This window comes from Mucilaginibacter inviolabilis (assembly GCF_011089895.1).
In the GTDB taxonomy this organism is placed as follows: Bacteria; Bacteroidota; Bacteroidia; order Sphingobacteriales; family Sphingobacteriaceae; genus Mucilaginibacter; species Mucilaginibacter inviolabilis.
On record NZ_JAANAT010000004.1, the window covers coordinates 618,096 to 636,502 of the forward strand.

15 protein-coding genes are annotated in these 18,407 nt (G+C 42.5%); 12 read left to right on the plus strand and 3 right to left on the minus strand.

Annotation, left to right across the window (positions count from 1 at the left end; genetic code table 11):
* Positions 1 to 54: 54 nt before the first annotated feature.
* On the plus strand, positions 55 to 1,671 hold the full coding sequence (locus G7092_RS26220; protein WP_166094336.1) for a hydrolase: 1,617 nt from the start codon (positions 55 to 57) through the stop codon (positions 1,669 to 1,671).
* Between the two features lie 186 nt (positions 1,672 to 1,857).
* On the plus strand, positions 1,858 to 2,205 hold the full coding sequence (locus G7092_RS26225) for a phosphoribosylpyrophosphate synthetase (protein WP_166094338.1): 348 nt from the start codon (positions 1,858 to 1,860) through the stop codon (positions 2,203 to 2,205).
* A gap of 66 nt (positions 2,206 to 2,271) precedes the next feature.
* Here the strand turns inward: G7092_RS26225 and G7092_RS26230 are convergent, their stop codons facing one another.
* On the minus strand, positions 2,272 to 2,829 hold the full coding sequence (locus G7092_RS26230; protein ID WP_166094340.1) for a HEAT-like fold family protein: 558 nt from the start codon (positions 2,827 to 2,829) through the stop codon (positions 2,272 to 2,274).
* A gap of 221 nt (positions 2,830 to 3,050) precedes the next feature.
* Here G7092_RS26230 and G7092_RS26235 point away from each other — a divergent pair, with 221 nt between their 5' ends.
* From G7092_RS26235 to G7092_RS26250, 4 genes are all read left to right on the plus strand, one after another.
* A complete protein-coding gene (locus G7092_RS26235) occupies positions 3,051 to 4,307 on the plus strand; it encodes a M16 family metallopeptidase (protein WP_166094342.1) in 1,257 nt (418 codons plus the stop codon).
* A gap of 33 nt (positions 4,308 to 4,340) precedes the next feature.
* Entirely contained in the window at positions 4,341 to 5,618 is a 1,278-nt protein-coding gene (locus G7092_RS26240) for a M16 family metallopeptidase (RefSeq protein ID WP_166094344.1), read from the plus strand.
* A 255-nt stretch (positions 5,619 to 5,873) separates the two neighbouring features.
* Positions 5,874 to 7,346 (plus strand): IMP dehydrogenase, encoded by a 1,473-nt coding sequence (guaB, locus tag G7092_RS26245; RefSeq protein ID WP_166094346.1) that lies wholly within the window; start codon positions 5,874 to 5,876, stop codon positions 7,344 to 7,346.
* Between the two features lie 94 nt (positions 7,347 to 7,440).
* Complete coding sequence (locus G7092_RS26250) at positions 7,441 to 8,025, plus strand: LOG family protein (RefSeq protein WP_166094349.1); 585 nt, start codon at positions 7,441 to 7,443, stop codon at positions 8,023 to 8,025.
* A gap of 131 nt (positions 8,026 to 8,156) precedes the next feature.
* On the opposite strand, the gene G7092_RS26255 is transcribed toward G7092_RS26250, so the two are convergent.
* Together G7092_RS26255 and G7092_RS26260 are read right to left on the minus strand one after the other, a co-directional pair.
* On the minus strand, positions 8,157 to 8,474 hold the full coding sequence (locus G7092_RS26255) for a cupin domain-containing protein (protein ID WP_166094351.1): 318 nt from the start codon (positions 8,472 to 8,474) through the stop codon (positions 8,157 to 8,159).
* A 130-nt stretch (positions 8,475 to 8,604) separates the two neighbouring features.
* Positions 8,605 to 9,375 (minus strand): C1 family peptidase, encoded by a 771-nt coding sequence (locus tag G7092_RS26260; RefSeq protein WP_166094353.1) that lies wholly within the window; start codon positions 9,373 to 9,375, stop codon positions 8,605 to 8,607.
* Between the two features lie 228 nt (positions 9,376 to 9,603).
* On the opposite strand from G7092_RS26260, the gene G7092_RS26265 reads away from it, so the two are divergent.
* The 6 genes from G7092_RS26265 (at position 9,604) to G7092_RS26290 (ending at position 18,404) form a co-directional block, all read left to right on the plus strand.
* The gene (locus tag G7092_RS26265; protein ID WP_166094355.1) at positions 9,604 to 11,232 is read left to right on the plus strand and encodes an acyl-CoA carboxylase subunit beta; all 1,629 of its coding nucleotides are present in this window, start codon (positions 9,604 to 9,606) and stop codon (positions 11,230 to 11,232) included.
* Positions 11,233 to 11,490: 258 nt separating this feature from the next.
* Positions 11,491 to 12,663, plus strand: a complete 1,173-nt coding sequence (locus G7092_RS26270; protein ID WP_166094357.1) for a dipeptidase — start codon at positions 11,491 to 11,493, stop codon at positions 12,661 to 12,663.
* Between the two features lie 112 nt (positions 12,664 to 12,775).
* Positions 12,776 to 13,726 (plus strand): toxin-antitoxin system YwqK family antitoxin, encoded by a 951-nt coding sequence (locus G7092_RS26275; RefSeq protein WP_166094359.1) that lies wholly within the window; start codon positions 12,776 to 12,778, stop codon positions 13,724 to 13,726.
* A gap of 85 nt (positions 13,727 to 13,811) precedes the next feature.
* A complete protein-coding gene (gene trxB, locus G7092_RS26280; RefSeq protein WP_166094362.1) occupies positions 13,812 to 14,768 on the plus strand; it encodes a thioredoxin-disulfide reductase in 957 nt (318 codons plus the stop codon).
* A gap of 521 nt (positions 14,769 to 15,289) precedes the next feature.
* Positions 15,290 to 17,605, plus strand: coding sequence for a family 20 glycosylhydrolase (locus tag G7092_RS26285; RefSeq protein ID WP_166094364.1), 2,316 nt, complete (start codon positions 15,290 to 15,292; stop codon positions 17,603 to 17,605).
* A gap of 16 nt (positions 17,606 to 17,621) precedes the next feature.
* Positions 17,622 to 18,404, plus strand: coding sequence for a hypothetical protein (locus G7092_RS26290; RefSeq protein ID WP_166094367.1), 783 nt, complete (start codon positions 17,622 to 17,624; stop codon positions 18,402 to 18,404).
* Positions 18,405 to 18,407 lie beyond the last annotated feature (3 nt).

Sequence of the window (18,407 nt, forward strand, 5' to 3'; positions counted from 1 at the left end):
TTTACCACACAATTATTTAGTACCGACACATATATAAACTTACCGAAAATCACTATGCTTAAATTTACCCAACCCGGGCTATTATTCGTAGCCTCTGCCCTTACCGGAATGCTGGTAATGGGTTGTCAGAAAAACAGTACTCCCAAAGGCCAAACTCCTGATGCGGCCGCTTCCATCAGCAAAAACATTAAAACCCAGGCGGTATCGCTTACACAGGGTTTCGAAGTGGGATCAACCAGCCCAAAAACGGCTTATGATGTGGCTCCAACAGGTTCCAGCAGTGGCGACAATGTAACCCTGTCTGGCAATTCATGGAATATGTTTGATGCGTTAATCGGCAATCTGAGCGCTGATCAAAAAAACGGATCATGGAGCGCCCGTATACGTAATACCGGTAAAATTACCATGTTATTTGATGTAACCGGCGGCATAAGCACTGTTACTATTAGTTCTGCAACTTATGGCAGCGATCCTGCAAGTCAATGGGGATTGTTTTACTCTGTTGATGGTGGCACTACCTGGGCGCAATCAGGTTCAAACATTACAACCGGTGCAACATTGGCTGCACAAACTTTTACCATTAATGTAACCGGAAGTGCACGTTTAGAGATCCGCAAATTAACCGGTGGCACTAACCGTATTAATATAGATGATATTACCATTAATGATAACGGTGGTGGCGGCACAACTCCTCCACCGGTAGTAGTTACAGGTAAAAAATTCCTGTTTGATGCCAGTCACCTGGAAAACGCAGGTAGTGCAGATTGGCAGATAGATGCCGATGGTACCGAGAATGTGCCGATTTATACCGGTGGTACAACAGTTGAAACCAAAGCACAACGCATCCCTACACCATCTTACACAGGCATAACAGCCAGCACTCCTGAAACTTACTGGAAGGGTGGTATATCTGCATGGGCCGTTTCATTGGTGAAATTAGGTGAACTGGTTGAAACCTTGCCAAGCGGATCAACAATTACCTATGGAAATTCATCAAACCCACAGGATTTAAGCAATTATGATGTTTTTGTGGTTGATGAGCCCAACCGTTTATTTACCGCTGCCGAAAAAACAGCTTTAATGAACTTTGTTAATAATGGCGGCGGATTAATGATGATCGCCGACCATACAGCTGCTACCACAGCCGGAACTGATGCCAATGGCTACAACCCGTCTGACAGGGATGGTGATGGTTATGATTCACCACGTGTTTGGAATGACCTGATGACCAATAACGGTATCAATAATAACAACCCATTTGGTTTTAACATCAATTATGTTGACATCAGCGAAGGTCCGTCAACCAATGTTTATACTGGTACCAATGCCAATGCGCAAAAAGTATTGAATGGAGCCGCTGGCACAGCTTCTAAACTGGCTTTTTATAATGGTTCAACAGCAACACTGTTCCCGTCAAATAATTCAAGCGTACAAGGCTTGTTCTGGCGTAATTCAGCTACCAATGGTGGTAATAATAACGTAATGGCTCTATTGGCCACTTATGGAACTGGTCGTATTGTGTGGATTGGTGATAGTTCACCTGCTGATGACGGTACCGGCGATACCGGCGACAGCCTGTTTAACGGTTGGTCTGGCGATGCCCCATCCGGATATACCTCACACCCTGCGTTGCACCTGAATGCTTCACTGTGGTTGGCTAAAGCTATTTAAATCTTACTAAACCCTTTCAGAAGAGGGATCTTTAAAAAAAGCATTCTGAAAACTTACGAAGTTTCAAAAACTTCGTAAGTTTTTTTGTTTTAAACCCAGCGTATTCAAACAAGGTGCGGGTTTGATGGTTATATACATCAGCAACTAAATACTGCATCCTGTTATATTAAACAAAATATCACCGCCATGAGAAGTTACGAAACCTTAGTGGATGCCACTAACGACCTTATAAAAAGGGGATATACCGCCAATCTGAGCCTGGACGGTGATACGATAGATGATAAAGCACAAGATATACATATGAGTGCCGACGACTTTGAAATTGATGAATTTTATAGGTTTGAGGGAGCCAGTAACCCAGATGATATGTCGATCATTTACGCGGTATCATCGCCTAAATATAGTCTTAAAGGGGTACTCATCAATGCTTATGGAACCTATGCCGATAATAGTAAATCGGCTATTGCTGCGAAATTACATCATCACCAGGTAAGTAATAATTTGCACAGAGAAGACAGGCCAACTTCGGATTAAGTCAAAATTCAAAAGTCAAAACAAAGCGTAGTTGCCCGACGTGTAAGCGTAACTCATTTTGGCTTTTTACTTTTGAATTAATTTCAATGTATTTTTTGCAGCCGATCTCATGCCTGCACTGCGATCGCATAGAAATATTTTGAGCTGACCTTCCAACTCTTCGGCAATCCAGTCATAACGGTCTTTTAAATTAAAGAGCGCTCTACCGGCAAAGCCTTTAACTGCTACCTTAACTTTAGGATCAATCATCCAGTCAAAAAGTTGTTCAACTACCGGTTCCAGATTGATGGTTTGAAGTTTTTGCCTAACGGAAGCTGGCGATAAAGTATCGGTCATGTGCATGATCAGTTTGGTATAATGCCGCATGCAGCTTGGATTTTTTACCTCTTTGAAACGGGATGCAAAGTATTCCAGATCGTTAAGATAGTGCTCCGGATGTTTCAAAAACATATTTTCTAATATCCATACCGCGCGAAAGCCGATCACCTTATCCTGATGAAAGGTAATGTCGATCAGATCGCGTAAAGCAAAATGTTGTTCCTCCAAAATACGAGTTAACTTTAATACTTTGGTTTTGCCCAGTGTATGTGCTAATTCTTCGGTAAGTTGTTCACGGGTAAGCATATCATCACAAATTTAAGGTTTTTGTAATGAAGAGAAATGTTTTATCGGTCTGAAAATTGCTTGTTTTTGCAGATCATTTAAAACACGCAGGTGTTTTGATAGTGGTTTTTTATAACCGTTTACTAAGCTGTTTTTAAGCTTTTTGTAATTTATACTGGGTAAGTATATACACCCAAAGCTAAAAATTATACCTTTACCCGTTTTTAAATTAAAATTATTACATGGTTAAATTCAACCGTTTCACACTGGATAATGGTCTTCGGGTTATTGTTCATGAAGATAATACTACCCCAATGGCGGTGCTTAACATTCTGTATGATGTAGGCGCCCGTGACGAAAACCCCGAGCAAACCGGTTTTGCACATTTGTTTGAGCACCTGATGTTTGGCGGGTCTGTAAATATACCCAGCTACGATGAGCCCCTGCAACGGGTAGGTGGCGAAAACAACGCTTTTACCAGCAATGATATCACCAACTATTATATCACGCTTCCTTCGGCTAATATCGAGACGGCCTTTTGGCTGGAAAGCGATAGGATGCTAAGCCTGGCTTTTAGCGAAAAGAGCCTGGAGGTACAGCGCAACGTGGTAATAGAGGAGTTTAAGCAGCGTTACCTGAACCAACCTTATGGCGATGTATGGTTAAAACTGCGTCCCCTGGTTTACAAGCAGCACCCATATCGTTGGGCTACTATCGGTAAAACCATTAAACATATTGAAGATGCCCGCATTGAAGATGTAAAGGCCTTCTTTAAAAAACATTACAACCCGCAAAATGCCATTATGGTAGTTGGTGGTGATGTTACTACAGAGCAGGTAAAACAGCTGGCCGAAAAATGGTTCGCATCTATTCCTGCAGGCGAAAAGTATCACCGTAATTTACCGCAGGAAGCCGAGCAGCATGAGGAACGCCGCGAAACGGTTACTGCAAAAGTTCCGCTGAATGATGTGTACATAGCATTTCAAATGGGTGGCAGACTGGATGATGATTTTTATGCAACAGAATTATTATCGGATGTGCTTTCACGCGGTAACTCATCACGTTTATACCGCAGTTTGGTGCAGGACAGGCAGATATTCAGCGAAGTACATGCTTACATCACCAGCAGTTTGGATAAAGGCATGTTTGTACTGGAAGGTAAACCTCTCGAAAATGTGAGTATTGAACAGGCAGAAGCTGCTCTGTGGGAAGAATTGGAAAAGGTTAAAAATGAAGAGATTCCGGCAGATGAACTAACCAAGGTGCAGAACAAAACCGAATCGACCATGGTTTTTTCGGAAATGTCACTGCTGGACAAAGCCATGAATCTGGCTTCATTTGAATTGCTGGGCGATGCCGAAATGCTTAATCAGGAAACACCTAAATATCTGGCTGTAACCGCTGCTCAGATAAAGGATACGGCCGTTAGGATATTCAGGAAAGATAACTCATCAACCCTGATTTATTTAGCCGAAAAAACCGAATCGGCCTTAGCTTAAATAAATTCTGATTCTGACAAAAAAATAAGAAACATGATCGACAGAAAATTAGCCCCGGATTTTAAGGCTATTGAAAATATAAAACTCATAAAACCTGAACATAAAAAGCTGGATAATGGCTGCAATGTTTATTGTTTTAACTCCGGCGACCAGGAACTGGTACGCATAGAATGGATATTTAATAACCTGCGTTTTGACGAGGCCAAGCCCCTGCTTAACATGGCTGTAAATACCATGCTTACAGAAGGCACAGCTACCTTATCAGCCTCTGAAATTGCTGATAAAATTGACTTTTATGGCGCCTTTTTGCAGGTTGATTACGGGTATGAGAATTCCTTGGTAACCTTGTATAGCTTAAATAAACATTTACACCATACGCTGCCGGTAATTCTGGATGTGCTTACAAATTCTGTATTCCCCGAAAAGGAGCTGGAAACTTTTAAGCGTAATCAGCAGCAGAAACTACAGGTGAGTCTTCAAAAAAATGATGTGGTTGCCCGGCGCGATTTTAATAAAGCTATTTATGGCGAAACCATCTACGGACTGGGAGCAAGCTTTGATAATTACAAAAGTTTACAGCGCGAAGATTTGCTGGCGCATTTTAAACAAATGTACCAGCCTTCAAATTGTACCTTGATCATCGCCGGAAAGATTGAATCAGAAACTTTAACGCTCATCAAAGATACTTTTGATAAAAGCTGGATTAATGGCCCTGTTGCTGCTGATACGTCACAGCCAGAACTAAAGCCAGCAACCGAGCTGTTTTATTTTACCGAAAAGCCAGATGCCCTGCAATCGGCCATCAGAATAGGTTTACCAACTGTTAATCGTAATCATCCTGATTTTCAACCTTTGCAGGTGTTGAATACCGTATTGGGTGGATATTTCGGCTCAAGACTGATGGCGAATATCCGTGAGGATAAAGGATATACTTATGGTATCGGTTCGGGCCTTAGTTCCTTTAAACAGGGCGGCGCTTTCTTTATCGCTACGGAAGTTGGTGCTGATGTATGCAAAGCGGCTGTGGGCGAAATTGAAAAAGAGCTTGAACTACTTAAAACTGAACTAATACCAGAAGAAGAATTATCGCTGGTGCGCAACTTTATGCTGGGATCGTTACTGGGCAGCCTGGAGAATGTGTTTTCACATGCCGACAAATTTAAAAGCATCTATTTTGCCGGTTTAGATTATGATTATTACGATAGGTACGCCACAACAGTAAAAACAACAACCGCTTTTGAATTACGTAACCTGGCCAATAAATACCTCAACTTCGATCAGTTTTATAAAGTGATCGTAGGGAAGTATTAGGATTTTATCCAGAGATAAAAAATCATGTCATTGCGAGCGAAGCGTGGCAATCGCGAATTATGCAAGTTGACCCTGTATAGTGTGCGATTGCCACGCTTCGCTCGCAATGACATTTTCATTAAAGGCCAAAATTAGATTTATCATACAAAGGCAATTTTCCCCGCACTTTTAAATAAATCCGAAATTGTACATCCTAAATCCGAAATAATTATTACCTTTGCCCGGCAAATAATAACTCCAAAATAATTATTTGCTATGCAGTTAGACCCATCAAAATTTGTTGCCGAAGGATTAACTTACGACGACGTTTTACTACTCCCGGCTTATTCAGAAGTTTTACCGCGCGAAGTTAACACCAGTACTTTTTTAACAAAAAGCATCCGGTTAAACATTCCAATCATCTCAGCAGCTATGGACACCGTTACCGAATCTGGTTTGGCTATTGCCATAGCCCAGGCAGGTGGTATAGGCATGTTGCACAAAAACATGACCATACAGGCTCAGGCTGATGAAGTGCGCAAAGTTAAACGTTCAGAAAGCGGGATGATACAAGATCCTGTAACCCTGTTGGAAGATGCATTGCTTGCAGATGCTTTCCAGATCATGAAAGAGTTTAGCATCGGCGGTATCCCGGTAATTGATGCGGATCATAAACTAAAAGGAATTATCACCAACCGCGATCTACGTTTCCAGAAAGATATGTCGGTACCGGTAAGCGAAGTGATGACCAAAGTTGGTTTAATCACTGCTCCGGAAGGTACCACACTAACCGAAGCCGCAGCTATTTTGCAAGGCAACAAAATTGAAAAATTGCCTGTCGTAAACAAAGATGGTAAACTGGTAGGGCTGATCACCTATAAAGACATACAAAAAGTAAAAAACTTCCCTAATGCCTGTAAAGACGAATTTGGTCGTTTACGTGTAGGAGCCGCTGTTGGAGTTGCTGCGGATAACATTGACCGTGTAACAGCACTGGTTAACGCCGGTGTGGATGTGGTTACGGTTGATACCGCTCACGGTCATTCAAAAGGAGTTATTGACATGGTGAAGGCAGTTAAAAAATTATATCCAAACTTACAGGTTATAGCCGGTAACATAGCAACCGGTGACGCTGCTCTTGCACTAGCCGATGCCGGTGCCGATGCGGTAAAAGTAGGTATTGGTCCAGGTTCTATATGTACCACCCGTATTATTGCCGGTGTAGGTGTACCACAGTTATATGCGGTTTATGAGTGTGCCAAAGCATTAGAAGGTCGTGGTATCCCGGTAATTGCCGATGGAGGTATCAAACAAACTGGTGATATTGTTAAGGCTATTGCAGCAGGTGCAAGCTCTATTATGGCAGGATCCTTATTTGCCGGTGTGGAAGAGTCGCCAGGCGAAACCATTATCTACGAAGGCCGTAAATTTAAATCATACCGCGGTATGGGTTCAGTTGAGGCTATGGCTAAAGGTTCAAAAGACCGTTATTTCCAGGATGAGACTGATGTAGTGACCAAGCTGGTTCCAGAAGGTATCGTAGGTCGTGTACCATTTAAAGGCAACATGGCCGAAGTGATATTCCAATATATTGGAGGTTTGCGTGCCGGTATGCACTATTGCGGTGCCGCTAATATTGAGGATCTGCAAAGAGCTAAGTTTGTACGCATCACTGCGGCAGGTATGCGCGAAAGCCACCCGCATGATATTACCATTACTAAAGAGGCTCCTAACTATACTAGTAGATAAGTTTTTAGTTGATTATGTTGAGTGAGTTGATTCAGTTTTTAATTCACTCAACTCAATCAACATCATCTGACCAGATAAATAACCAAACCCAATCATGAAAGCTATCTGCGTATTTTGTGGTGCCAATTTCAATGGCGATCCGGTATTGAAACAAGTGGTTGAACAACTGGCCGAACTCATGGTAAGCCGCAATATTACCCTGGTATATGGTGGTGGTAAGGTGGGCATAATGGGCCTGCTGGCCGATAATGTTCTGCAACGCGGTGGCAAGGCCATTGGAATTATCCCGCAATTTTTGATGGACAAGGAGGTTGGCCATACCGGTTTAACTGAGTTGCATATTGTTGAAAATATGCACCAACGCAAACAACTGATGAATGACCTTTGCGATGCCATCATCACTTTGCCAGGTGGTATAGGTACACTCGAAGAGTTTTTTGAAGTATTAACCTGGCTGCAATTGGGCCTGCACAAACACCCGATAGGTTTACTCAACGTAAACGGTTTTTACGATTTTCTCCTGAAACAATTAGATGTCATGGTTGAACAAAAATTCATGAAGCCTACCAACCGCGACCTGGTCATCACTTCCGGCGATCCTATCGAACTGATTAATCTCATGGATGGTTTTAACGTTACGCCTGACGAAGTTTGGTTTAAGGACAGAAACCTTACTTAGATGTGCAAATGTGCGGATATGTAGATGTGCAGATGGAAAAATCAAAACATCTGAAACGACGAAGTCCTCAACAAAGTTAATCTGCACATCTACATATTTGCACATCTACACATCCTCCTCACATCCAAGACTTATTCTCCGCCATCCGGGCCGTAAAAAATAACCCAGGTGGCAAAATCGTCAGTAAAGTTTTCAAAACGGTGCTCAACACCGGCTTTCACAAATAATACATCGCCTTGCTGAAAAGTTGTACGCACGCCATCGTTTAAAAATTCCCCGTGTCCGCTAATGATCACGTATAGTTCATCCTGTAGATGGGGTGTTTGAGGATCGATATTTACTGGTCTGTATATCTCCACAGACATGCTGCCATGTTCAATAACTTTAACAAATAAATTTTCGGGCTTGTTGCTTAAATGCTGCAAGGCTTTAATGACCGATGATTTCATCTTTAATATGTTGTGCGTTTTACGTGATACGTATTACGTTATTACTGTTTAAGAATTTTATTATATGACGTGTTGAACCTAATTATGGTATAATTTAGAGACGTATAACGTAATACGTATCACGCGAAAACTAAGCTACCTGGCTAATGGTCCAAAAATCGTCGGCCAGGTTGGTGCTGGTAACATAGTCATAAGGCATATAAAAGTAACCCTGAAGACCCCATCCATTACCCCAGCTGTTACGAACAATAAATGCGCTCTTTTGGTCGTCATAACCAACGGCCATTACCGCGTGGCCACCAATAACGCTTTCTGATTGGGCGGGCATAGGTAAAACTCCACTTTTAGCTACAACATCACCTTCAAAACTTTGGTAAGCTGTAAAGCCAAATACAAAAGGATTACCGCCGGCTAGGCACGTTTTTAACTCATTAATTGCAGTATTGTTTAAACGGGTATATTGCAAGGCCTTGTTTGATAGCGCACTTGTATAAACCTCAGGTGTTGGCTGCTGTGCAAATTGGCTCACGTTGTATGGCCATAACGTTTCGTCGCAAACGCCCAGGGTAGCAATTGATTTTACACCATCGCGTAATTGTGAACCACTATCTTCATTCACGTGACCTTCTAAAACACGTTCATTGTAATAAATAAATAACCTTGATGGATTAAATACGGGTAGTTTTTGTTTCATCAATTCAAACTGAAAAGCGCCTGCTATAGCATTGGCTGTGCAGGAACCTAGTTCACCCTGGTCATAGACCGGCGGACATTGCGCACGGAGATCGACTAATGGGGGAGTGGGCTGCGCCAGGGCCTCATGGCGTACAATTGCATATTGAAAATCGCGGTGATCGGGCAGGTCGGGTAACCAGCCGTAGTGTTTGGTTTTTTGTATCATATAGGGATGAGCATTTATGCGCTAAAGGTATAGCGTTTGCCGATAATTCAGATGCGTGTTTTTACGTTATTTGCTGCGTATTGGCACCTAAATGTTTAAACAAGATAAATAGTTGATTAGCAATGTCAAAAGATTTATTACACTATAATGTGCAAAACAAAACAGCGATTCATTAGCTTTTGATCCTGTAATTTTTCCTAATTTACATTTTCCTATTATAAACCAATTATGGATATCGCATTCAATATCAATGAGGATATAAACAAACAGCTTGTTTATGAACTCAATACCCGGCTCAAAAAAATACATGAGGGTGGTGGCGAGAAGGCCGCGGCCAAACAAAAAGAAAAAGGCAAAATGCTGGCGCGTGAGCGCGTGGCCTATCTGATTGACGACGACAAGCCCTGGCTGGAAATGGGTGCCTTTACTGCCGATGGTATGTATGCCGAACATGGTGGTTGCCCGTCAGGAGGTGTGGTATGTGGTATTGGTTATGTATCGGGCAGGCAATGCGTGGTGGTGGCTAATGATGCTACTGTAAAGGCCGGTGCCTGGTTCCCGATAACCGCTAAGAAAAATCTGCGGGCACAAGAAATAGCCATGGAAAATCGGCTGCCTATCATTTACCTGGTCGATTCTGCAGGAGTCTACTTACCTCTGCAGGATGAGATCTTCCCAGATAAAGAACATTTTGGGCGTATTTTTCGCAATAACGCTATCATGAGTAGCATGGGCATTGTCCAGATTTCCGCCATTATGGGCTCCTGTGTGGCTGGGGGAGCCTATTTGCCCATTATGAGTGATGAGGCTATGATTGTAGAAGGCACAGGTTCGGTTTTCCTGGCTGGGTCATACCTGGTAAAATCGGCCATTGGCGAAGATGTGGATAACGAAACGCTTGGCGGTGCCACAACTCACTGCGAAATATCGGGCGTTACCGATTATAAACAACCCAACGATAAGGCCTGCCTGGATTCGATCCGCAATATCATGAGTATGGTGGGCGATTACAACAAGGCTGGGTTTGATCGTATTAAACCCGTGGCTCCTAAGCTAAACGAAAAAGATATTTATGGCATCCTGCCTGATAACCGCGAAAAAGCCTATGATATGAAGGAGATCATCTTACGCTTGTTGGATGATTCGGCTTTTGAAGAATATAAGGAAGGCTATGGTCAGTCCATCATTTGCGGCCTGGGTCGTATTGATGGATGGGCGGTAGGCATAGTAGCTAATCAGCGTAAAGTGATCAAATCCAAAAAGGGCGAGATGCAGTTTGGCGGCGTTATTTATTCCGATTCGGCCGATAAAGCCACTCGTTTTATCATGAACTGTAATCAAAAGAAGATTCCTTTGGTATTTCTGCAGGATGTTACCGGCTTTATGGTAGGTAGCAGGTCTGAACAGGGAGGTATCATTAAAGATGGCGCCAAAATGGTGAACGCCGTAGCCAATTCTGTAGTGCCTAAGTTTACAATTGTAGTAGGCAATTCCTACGGTGCTGGTAATTATGCCATGTGCGGTAAAGCTTATGACCCCAGGCTGATCTATGCCTGGCCATCGGCCAAAATCGCGGTAATGGGTGGTGGGCAAGCTGCTAAAACACTGTTACAAATACAAGCTGCTGGTTTAAAAGCCCGGGGCGAAGTGGTGGATGAAGTAAAAGAAGCTGAACTCTTGAAACAGATAACCGACAAGTACAACAGCCAAACTACCCCATACTATGCTGCTGCAAGACTTTGGGTGGATGGTATCATTGATCCACTGGAAACCCGTAAAGTGATCTCCATGGGAATTGAGGCTGCCAACCACGCACCGATAGAGAAAGCGTTTAATGTAGGGGTGATACAGACGTAGTGAGTAGTGAGTAGTGAGTAGTGAGTAGTGAGTAGTGAGTAGTGAGTAGTGAACAAAAATGCCTGGCAAATTAGTTAAAATCCAGAACGGATATAAAGATATAACTTGTCATCCTGAACGTAGTGAAGGATCTATTCGTAAACTATCCATATCGATTGATAGGTGCTTCACTACGTTCAGCATGACAAAGTTTTAATCCTGTAAATCCTTTAATCATATTAATCATGGTTCAGACAAAATCAACCTTATCTTAAACTCATGAAAAAGCTGCTACTCCCTTTACTGCTTATCTCGCTAAAGCTTTCAGCGCAAAACGCACAGCAAATACATCAAAGGGCTGTCTTGATAGATACGCATAACGATGTGTTGTCAACTCAGCTGATCACCAAAAGTGATCTGGCCAAGCGACAAAGCGCGGGTAACTTCGACCTGGTTCGGGCAAAAGAGGGCGGTTTGGATGCGCAAATATTTTCCATCTGGTGCGGTGAAAAATATGGTAAGGGCACTGCCTTTGCACAAGCCAATCAGGAGATAGACTCTTTATACGCGCTCATCAAACGCAACCCCGATAAAATAGTACTGGTGCATAACAGTGCCGAACTGAAAAAAGCGGTTGATCAGAAAAAGCTGGCTGCCTTGATAGGCGTGGAAGGCGGGCACATGATCGAAGACCGGATGGATTATATCGATAGTCTCGCCAAAAGGGGGATGCGTTATCTAACCCTTACCTGGAACAACAGTACTTCCTGGGCTACATCCGCACGTGATGAAGTGACCAAAAAAGACAGTCTGAAACATTTGGGCTTAACAGATTATGGTAAACAAATTGTACATCATTTAAACGAGCTTGGTGTGATGGTGGACGTATCGCACGTAGGCGAACGTACTTTTTATGATGTGCTGGCTACTACCAATAAGCCGGTTATCGCCTCGCATAGCTGCGTTTACAATATCAACCCGAACAGGCGTAACCTGAAAGATGATCAGCTTAAAGCCCTGGCAAAAAACGGAGGAGTGGTGTGTGTGAATTTTTACAGCGGTTTTGTAGATAGTACATATGCAGCCAAAGTAACCAGGTTTTATTTAAAGTATAAAAAGGAGATCGATTCACTTAGCAAGGTATATAACGATAATGATCTGGGATTTATCAAAACAAGCTCCCTGCACCAGGCGGAAGCCGACAAGTTGCGGCCACCTTTAAGCATGCTCATCCAACACATTGATTATATCGTCAAATTGATAGGCGTTGATCACGTAGGCATTGGCTCTGATTTTGATGGTTCCGAATCATTCCCTTTAGGGATGGATAGTGTTGCAGATTATCCCAAAGTAACTGCGGAGCTGCTTAAACTCAACTATACCGAAAAAGATATCGATAAAATATTAGGAGGCAACGTAATGCGGGTGCTGAAAGCTAATACAGGTAAATGATTATATTTATCTGCTCAAAATTAATTTATGCTTAAGCCTTATTTTATTGCTTTACTATTATTTATTTGCGCTATAACGACCAATGCGCAGGTTCGAAAAATTTATATTACTAATGATGGATCAAGAACCATTGATTCATCTAAAGCAACTTCATATTCTATATCAAAAAATGGATGGCGATTCTGCGTGGTCAATTAGGCAATATGATATGCAGGATACCATAATGGCTATAGGTACTTTTAAAGATGAGCAGTTTACCATTCCCCACGGTAAGTTTATCTATTATGTATTAATACCTCCGGGTAAATTTAATATCCAAAATGGAGATACTCAAAAAATAGACTCGGTGTTTGCTCGGGGTGGAAACTTTATTGATCGAACCGGGGTATATTTAAATGGTAAAAAGAACGGTAGCTGGAAGTCGTATAATCATCAAAAACCTGCATTTATTAATACTTATCGGGATGATATTCAGGATGGGCTGTACCAAAGTTATGACTATAGTTCCGGTAAAGTATTGGTGGAAGGTAATTTTATAAACAATGTAAGGCAAGGTGATTGGAATAGTTTGTCATATTATGGAGATATAATAAAAACAGAGGTTTATAAAGATGGTAAAATAGTTAAAACTATTTCGTATTTAAATGACAGGAAATTTCAATATGTGAAAGAGGGCCAAGGTTCAAAATATGATTTGATTAATTACTTAAATTTAAAACTTTCAACCAAAAAATTTAATAAACACGGAAGATATAATGTAACTTATAGTTTTAACTTAACACCAAATGGGAAATTAGTGGCTCCTTTAATAGAGGGAAAATCTGATCAGGAAATTGATAGTACAATAATTAACGAATTATCAGGAGCACCTAACTGGGAGCCCATGATCCGTACTGAGGTGTTGAAAATATTCCTTTTAACATCCGCTCCCAATCAGGAATCGGGTATCCATAACAGCGAAGAGAAAGAACTTCATATTCCATTTGATCTGAATGTTGTTGTGGATGGTAAAGGAAAAATTCACATTTCTTATGCCGAAAAAGATATATTTAGGTATGATTAGAGGATCAACAATGGCAATATCCTGACCAAGCGCTATTGATTGGCTTCTGAATAAATCGTAAATTCGCATACATTTTTTTATAACAATGTCTCAAGAAACTGAACACATCAAATGCCTTATCATAGGCTCAGGGCCGGCCGGTTATACTGCCGCAATATATGCTTCAAGGGCCGATCTGAAACCCGTTATGTACACTGGTTTACTGGCTGGCGGGCAACTTACCCAAACTACCGAAGTAGAGAATTTTCCAGGCTATCCTGAAGGTATCATGGGTCCCGAAATGATGGAAGATCTGCGCAAACAGGCCGAACGCCTGGGTACCGAGATTCGTTTTGGTTATGCCAGCTCTGTTGATTTTTCGAGTCTGCCACATAAAGTAGTTATCGACGATACCAAAACCATTACTGCCGATACCGTGATCATCGCTACAGGTGCTTCGGCTAAATGGTTAGGTTTGGAGTCTGAACAAAAATATAGCGGCTTTGGTGTTTCGGCCTGTGCCGTATGCGATGGCTTCTTTTTCAAAGGACAGGATGTAGCCATTGTTGGTGCCGGTGATACCGCTGCCGAAGAAGCTACTTACCTAGCCAAATTAGCCCGCAAAGTTTATATGATTGTTCGCCGTGATGAGTTCCGTGCTTCTAAAGCCATGGTACATCGCGTGCTGAACACCCCTAATATCGAGATTCTTTATAACACCGAAACCAAAGAGATCCTTGGCGACGGACAAAGCGTAACCGGTGTAAGAGTTACTAATAATCAAACCAACGTTGATACCGATCTGAATGTGACCGGCTTCTTTGTAGCTATTGGTCATCACCCTAATACCGATATTTTTAAAGGCTGGTTAAATATGGACGAAACCGGGTATATCCTTACCCGTCCGGGATCAACAGAAACTAACGTAGAAGGTGTATTTTGCTGCGGAGATGCCCAGGATCATATTTACCGCCAGGCAGTTACCGCTGCTGGTACAGGTTGTATGGCCGCCATTGATGCCGAACGTTACCTGGCCGCTAAAGAACACGTGGTAACCGCGTAATGCCCCACCCAACCCTCCCCTAAAGGGAGAGGGCTTTTAAAATATTGCAAGCGCCAACTGGAAACAGTTGGCGCTTTTGTTTTTAACCTTTGCTCATTGATATTCGTTTTTTGAAATTTTCGCGAAGAGTTCCTGTCAGCAAAACAGCTTCGGGCGAAAGCAGGTAGAACAATGGTGGCCACGTGCGGCTGTAGGGGCATAGCAAGTTTTTGCTGTAGCATGTGGGCTGTGCGAACGAAGTAGGGCAAAATAATTGCAGCCCGTGGTTCTACCAGCTTTGCAGGGCAAAGGCCTCGTGTGAAAAGAAGCATTTCTGCTGACTTGATTTTTGGTTACTTTGTATCAAGGCAAAGTAACAGCCATAGCGGCAATTGAGCGCTCTACGTTATGGCTTATCACTTTTGCAAAGTATATATATCGCTAATAAATACGTTTTAGCACACATTTTTTACACGCTAAACTTCTTATATTTTTTTAAAAACATCTATATTCACCTCTTCGTACCAACCTGATTAATAAATATGTACAAAAAAGCATCTTCCGTGCTTTTTGCTGTGTTAACAGTATTTGTAACCATGGCAAAAGCACAGGACTCCGATCCTAATCTGGGTATTATTCCCGCTCCTGTATCATTAAAAAAGGCTGCCGGACAGTTTACATTAAGTGAAGAAACTATCATCCAGGCCGACTCACCTTCCAATAAAGCGGTTTTGTTTTTTAAAGATTACCTGGCGAACAATATGCACTATCACAAGTCGGTAGTGGTGAAAGCAATGATAAAGAATCACCCAAACGCAAACTTTATCAAATTAACGGCCGCAGGTACGGATAATTTACCAGCCGAAGGTTATCGCTTAAATATTACACCCGAACAAATTATCATTGCAGGTAAAGGATCTGGGCTCTTTTACGGGATACAAACGCTTTTACAGTTAATGCCATTAGACAGAAGTGCTACTGCTAAGTTGCCATGCGTGGAGATAGAAGATTACCCCCGTTTTGGTTACCGCGGCGCGATGCTGGATGTTGGTCGCCACTTTTTTTCGGTTGAATTGGTTAAAAAATATATTGATCTGTTGGCTGCGTACAAACTGAATACTTTTCACTGGCACCTCACCGAAGATCAGGGCTGGCGCATCGAAATAAAGAAATATCCAAAGCTCACCCAGATCAGCAGCATGCGTGCGCAAACCTTAATTGGCGGTTATCGAGACCGTACCCCTCAGCAATTTGATGGTACGCCTTATGGTGGTTTTTATACCCAGGATCAGATCAGGGATGTGGTCAAATATGCGTCTGACAGGTATATCAACATCGTTCCCGAAATTGAAATGCCGGGTCACTCCTCAGCAGCATTAGCTGCCTATCCTGAGTTGGGCTGTGATCCCGGAACGCCGGTTAAAGTAGCCGAAACCTGGGGCGTCTTCCCGGATATCTATTGCCCGTCTGATAAAACTTTCGGCTTTTTGCAGGATGTTTTGACCGAGGTAATGGAACTTTTCCCAAGTAAATACATCCACATTGGCGGCGACGAAGCGCCTAAGGATGCCTGGAAAAAATCGGCCTTTTGCCAGGATCTGATTAAAAAGTTAAAGCTGAAGGATGAACATGGCCTCCAAAGCTACTTCATCCAAAGAATCGAGAAATTTTTGAATTCCAAAGGGCGCAGCATTATAGGTTGGGACGAGATACTGGAAGGCGGCCTTGCTCCAAATGCTACGGTAATGAGCTGGAGAGGTGAAGAAGGCGGCATTGCAGCAGCCCAGCAAAAACACAATGTGATCATGACCCCGGGGAGCGGTGGTTTGTACATTGATCATGGTCAGGGTAAACCCAACCAGGAACCATTGAGCATAGGTGGTAACGAGCCTTTATCAAAAATATACAGTTATAACCCAACTCCGGCCGTTTTAACTGCGGATGAGCAAAAGTACATAGAAGGAGTACAAGCCAACCTATGGACGGAATATATAGCAACCGATGCTAAAGTAGAATATATGCTGCTGCCGCGATTGATGGCTCTGTCAGAAGTGGCCTGGTCGCCTTTGGCTAATAAGAATTTTAAAGACTTTTCAGAGACCCGCTTACCTGGCCATTTAGCGTGGCTGGATAAAAATAACATTAACTATCGTGTACCCGTGGCTATCGGCGCTAAAGATACGGTGATGATAGGTTCGCAGTTGAACGCTACCTTAAAACCATCGGTAGAAGGCGCAAAAGTATATTATACTATTGATGGTTATACTCCGCGCGAAACCGATCTGATCTATACCATCCCGCTAAGCTTGTCTGTTCCGCCTGATCAATATCGGGAACTGCAAACCATCGTGATCACACCATCCGGAAAAAGGAGCGTAGTAACGCGTACCGTAATGTATAATAAAGCACCAATGGCGGCCGTTAATTATACAGGATCAACATCAGGTGTAAAATATCAGCTATTTTCGGGCACTTATGCAGCAACCAGCCAGTTAACAAATTTACCGGCAGCCGACAGCGGCGCTGTTAAAACTTTCAGCACTCTTGATTTCCGGAAAAGCAAAGGTAAATACGGCATTATCTATTCGGGCTATTTAAATATCGATGCTGATGGTAATTACGGGTTTTCAACGCTTTCAGGTAATGGATCGGTATTACTGATTGATGGTCAGCCGGTGGTTGATAATGATGGTAAACACGCGGTTACCGAGCAGGCAGGCGCGGTGCCCTTATTAAAAGGCTATCATAAGGTTACTTTAAAATATGTTGATGCAGGCGGTCCGGGTACTCTGAAAATATTTATTAACGCGCCGGGCAAACAAAAAGCTGAATTGACAGCCGATACTTTATATAATTAATATCCTGCAAAATAAAATGACAAACAGATTTTATCTTTTCGCGCTATTAATAGGTACCGTTATTGCCGGTTGTGGTGGTAACCAACAAAAGCCTGCGGCAACCGCACCGGTAGCTAAAAAGCCGGAGCTGATGCCGCCTTTCAGGTTTCATAAGTTAATAGAGGTATCTCCCGGGCAAAGCTATGATATATTGAGCTGGGGCCGGGGTTCGTTAGATGCCGGATCATTCATGATCCTGCATTCCGATTCATCCGCCATAAAATATACCACTACTACTGGCGATCTGGATGGTACTATAGTTGATGCATACAATGCCGATATGGATCTGGATGGGAATCCGGAGATATTGATACAGGCCAAATCAAAAGATACCACCAATTACGCGAGTATTTATGCTTTTGAGTTCAGTAATAACAAAGCCAATAAACTCGATTTCCCAAAACTAAACAGCTCGCAGCGCAAAGGCTACCGGGGTAATGATAACTTTTACATCCGTGACGGCAAACTGATGCGTGAATTTCCGATTTACAGCGGCAGCGGAAAAGATGCTAAACCAACAGGCGCTAAACGCCAGCTGGAGTATGGTTTAAGAGGCAATGAATTTACTGTAAAACAGCTCAGCAAAGATTCGACCGAAGTAGCTGATAAAAAAGGAGCAGTAGCTGCTGTGCCCGTTAAACAGAACGTAGAAAAGAAAACTACGACTACCAAGAAAAAATCTGAAAAGAAAAGTAAGTCTTCCTCGTCGAAATCAAAGAAAAAGAAGAAACACAGAAGAAGGCATCAGGAAGATGAATAAATA

Coding starts and splice junctions, on each gene's coding strand:
- G7092_RS26230 (WP_166094340.1), bottom strand. CDS start 2,829: ATGCTTACCCGTGAACAACTTACCGAAGAATTAGCACATACACTGGGC.
- G7092_RS26265 (WP_166094355.1), top strand. CDS start 9,604: ATGGATATCGCATTCAATATCAATGAGGATATAAACAAACAGCTTGTT.
- G7092_RS26240 (WP_166094344.1), top strand. CDS start 4,341: ATGATCGACAGAAAATTAGCCCCGGATTTTAAGGCTATTGAAAATATA.
- G7092_RS26235 (WP_166094342.1), top strand. CDS start 3,051: ATGGTTAAATTCAACCGTTTCACACTGGATAATGGTCTTCGGGTTATT.
- G7092_RS26285 (WP_166094364.1), top strand. CDS start 15,290: ATGTACAAAAAAGCATCTTCCGTGCTTTTTGCTGTGTTAACAGTATTT.
- G7092_RS26260 (WP_166094353.1), bottom strand. CDS start 9,375: ATGATACAAAAAACCAAACACTACGGCTGGTTACCCGACCTGCCCGAT.
- G7092_RS26275 (WP_166094359.1), top strand. CDS start 12,776: ATGATGGATCAAGAACCATTGATTCATCTAAAGCAACTTCATATTCTA.
- G7092_RS26250 (WP_166094349.1), top strand. CDS start 7,441: ATGAAAGCTATCTGCGTATTTTGTGGTGCCAATTTCAATGGCGATCCG.
- G7092_RS26290 (WP_166094367.1), top strand. CDS start 17,622: ATGACAAACAGATTTTATCTTTTCGCGCTATTAATAGGTACCGTTATT.
- G7092_RS26270 (WP_166094357.1), top strand. CDS start 11,491: ATGAAAAAGCTGCTACTCCCTTTACTGCTTATCTCGCTAAAGCTTTCA.
- trxB (WP_166094362.1), top strand. CDS start 13,812: ATGTCTCAAGAAACTGAACACATCAAATGCCTTATCATAGGCTCAGGG.
- G7092_RS26225 (WP_166094338.1), top strand. CDS start 1,858: ATGAGAAGTTACGAAACCTTAGTGGATGCCACTAACGACCTTATAAAA.
- guaB (WP_166094346.1), top strand. CDS start 5,874: ATGCAGTTAGACCCATCAAAATTTGTTGCCGAAGGATTAACTTACGAC.
- G7092_RS26255 (WP_166094351.1), bottom strand. CDS start 8,474: ATGAAATCATCGGTCATTAAAGCCTTGCAGCATTTAAGCAACAAGCCC.
- G7092_RS26220 (WP_166094336.1), top strand. CDS start 55: ATGCTTAAATTTACCCAACCCGGGCTATTATTCGTAGCCTCTGCCCTT.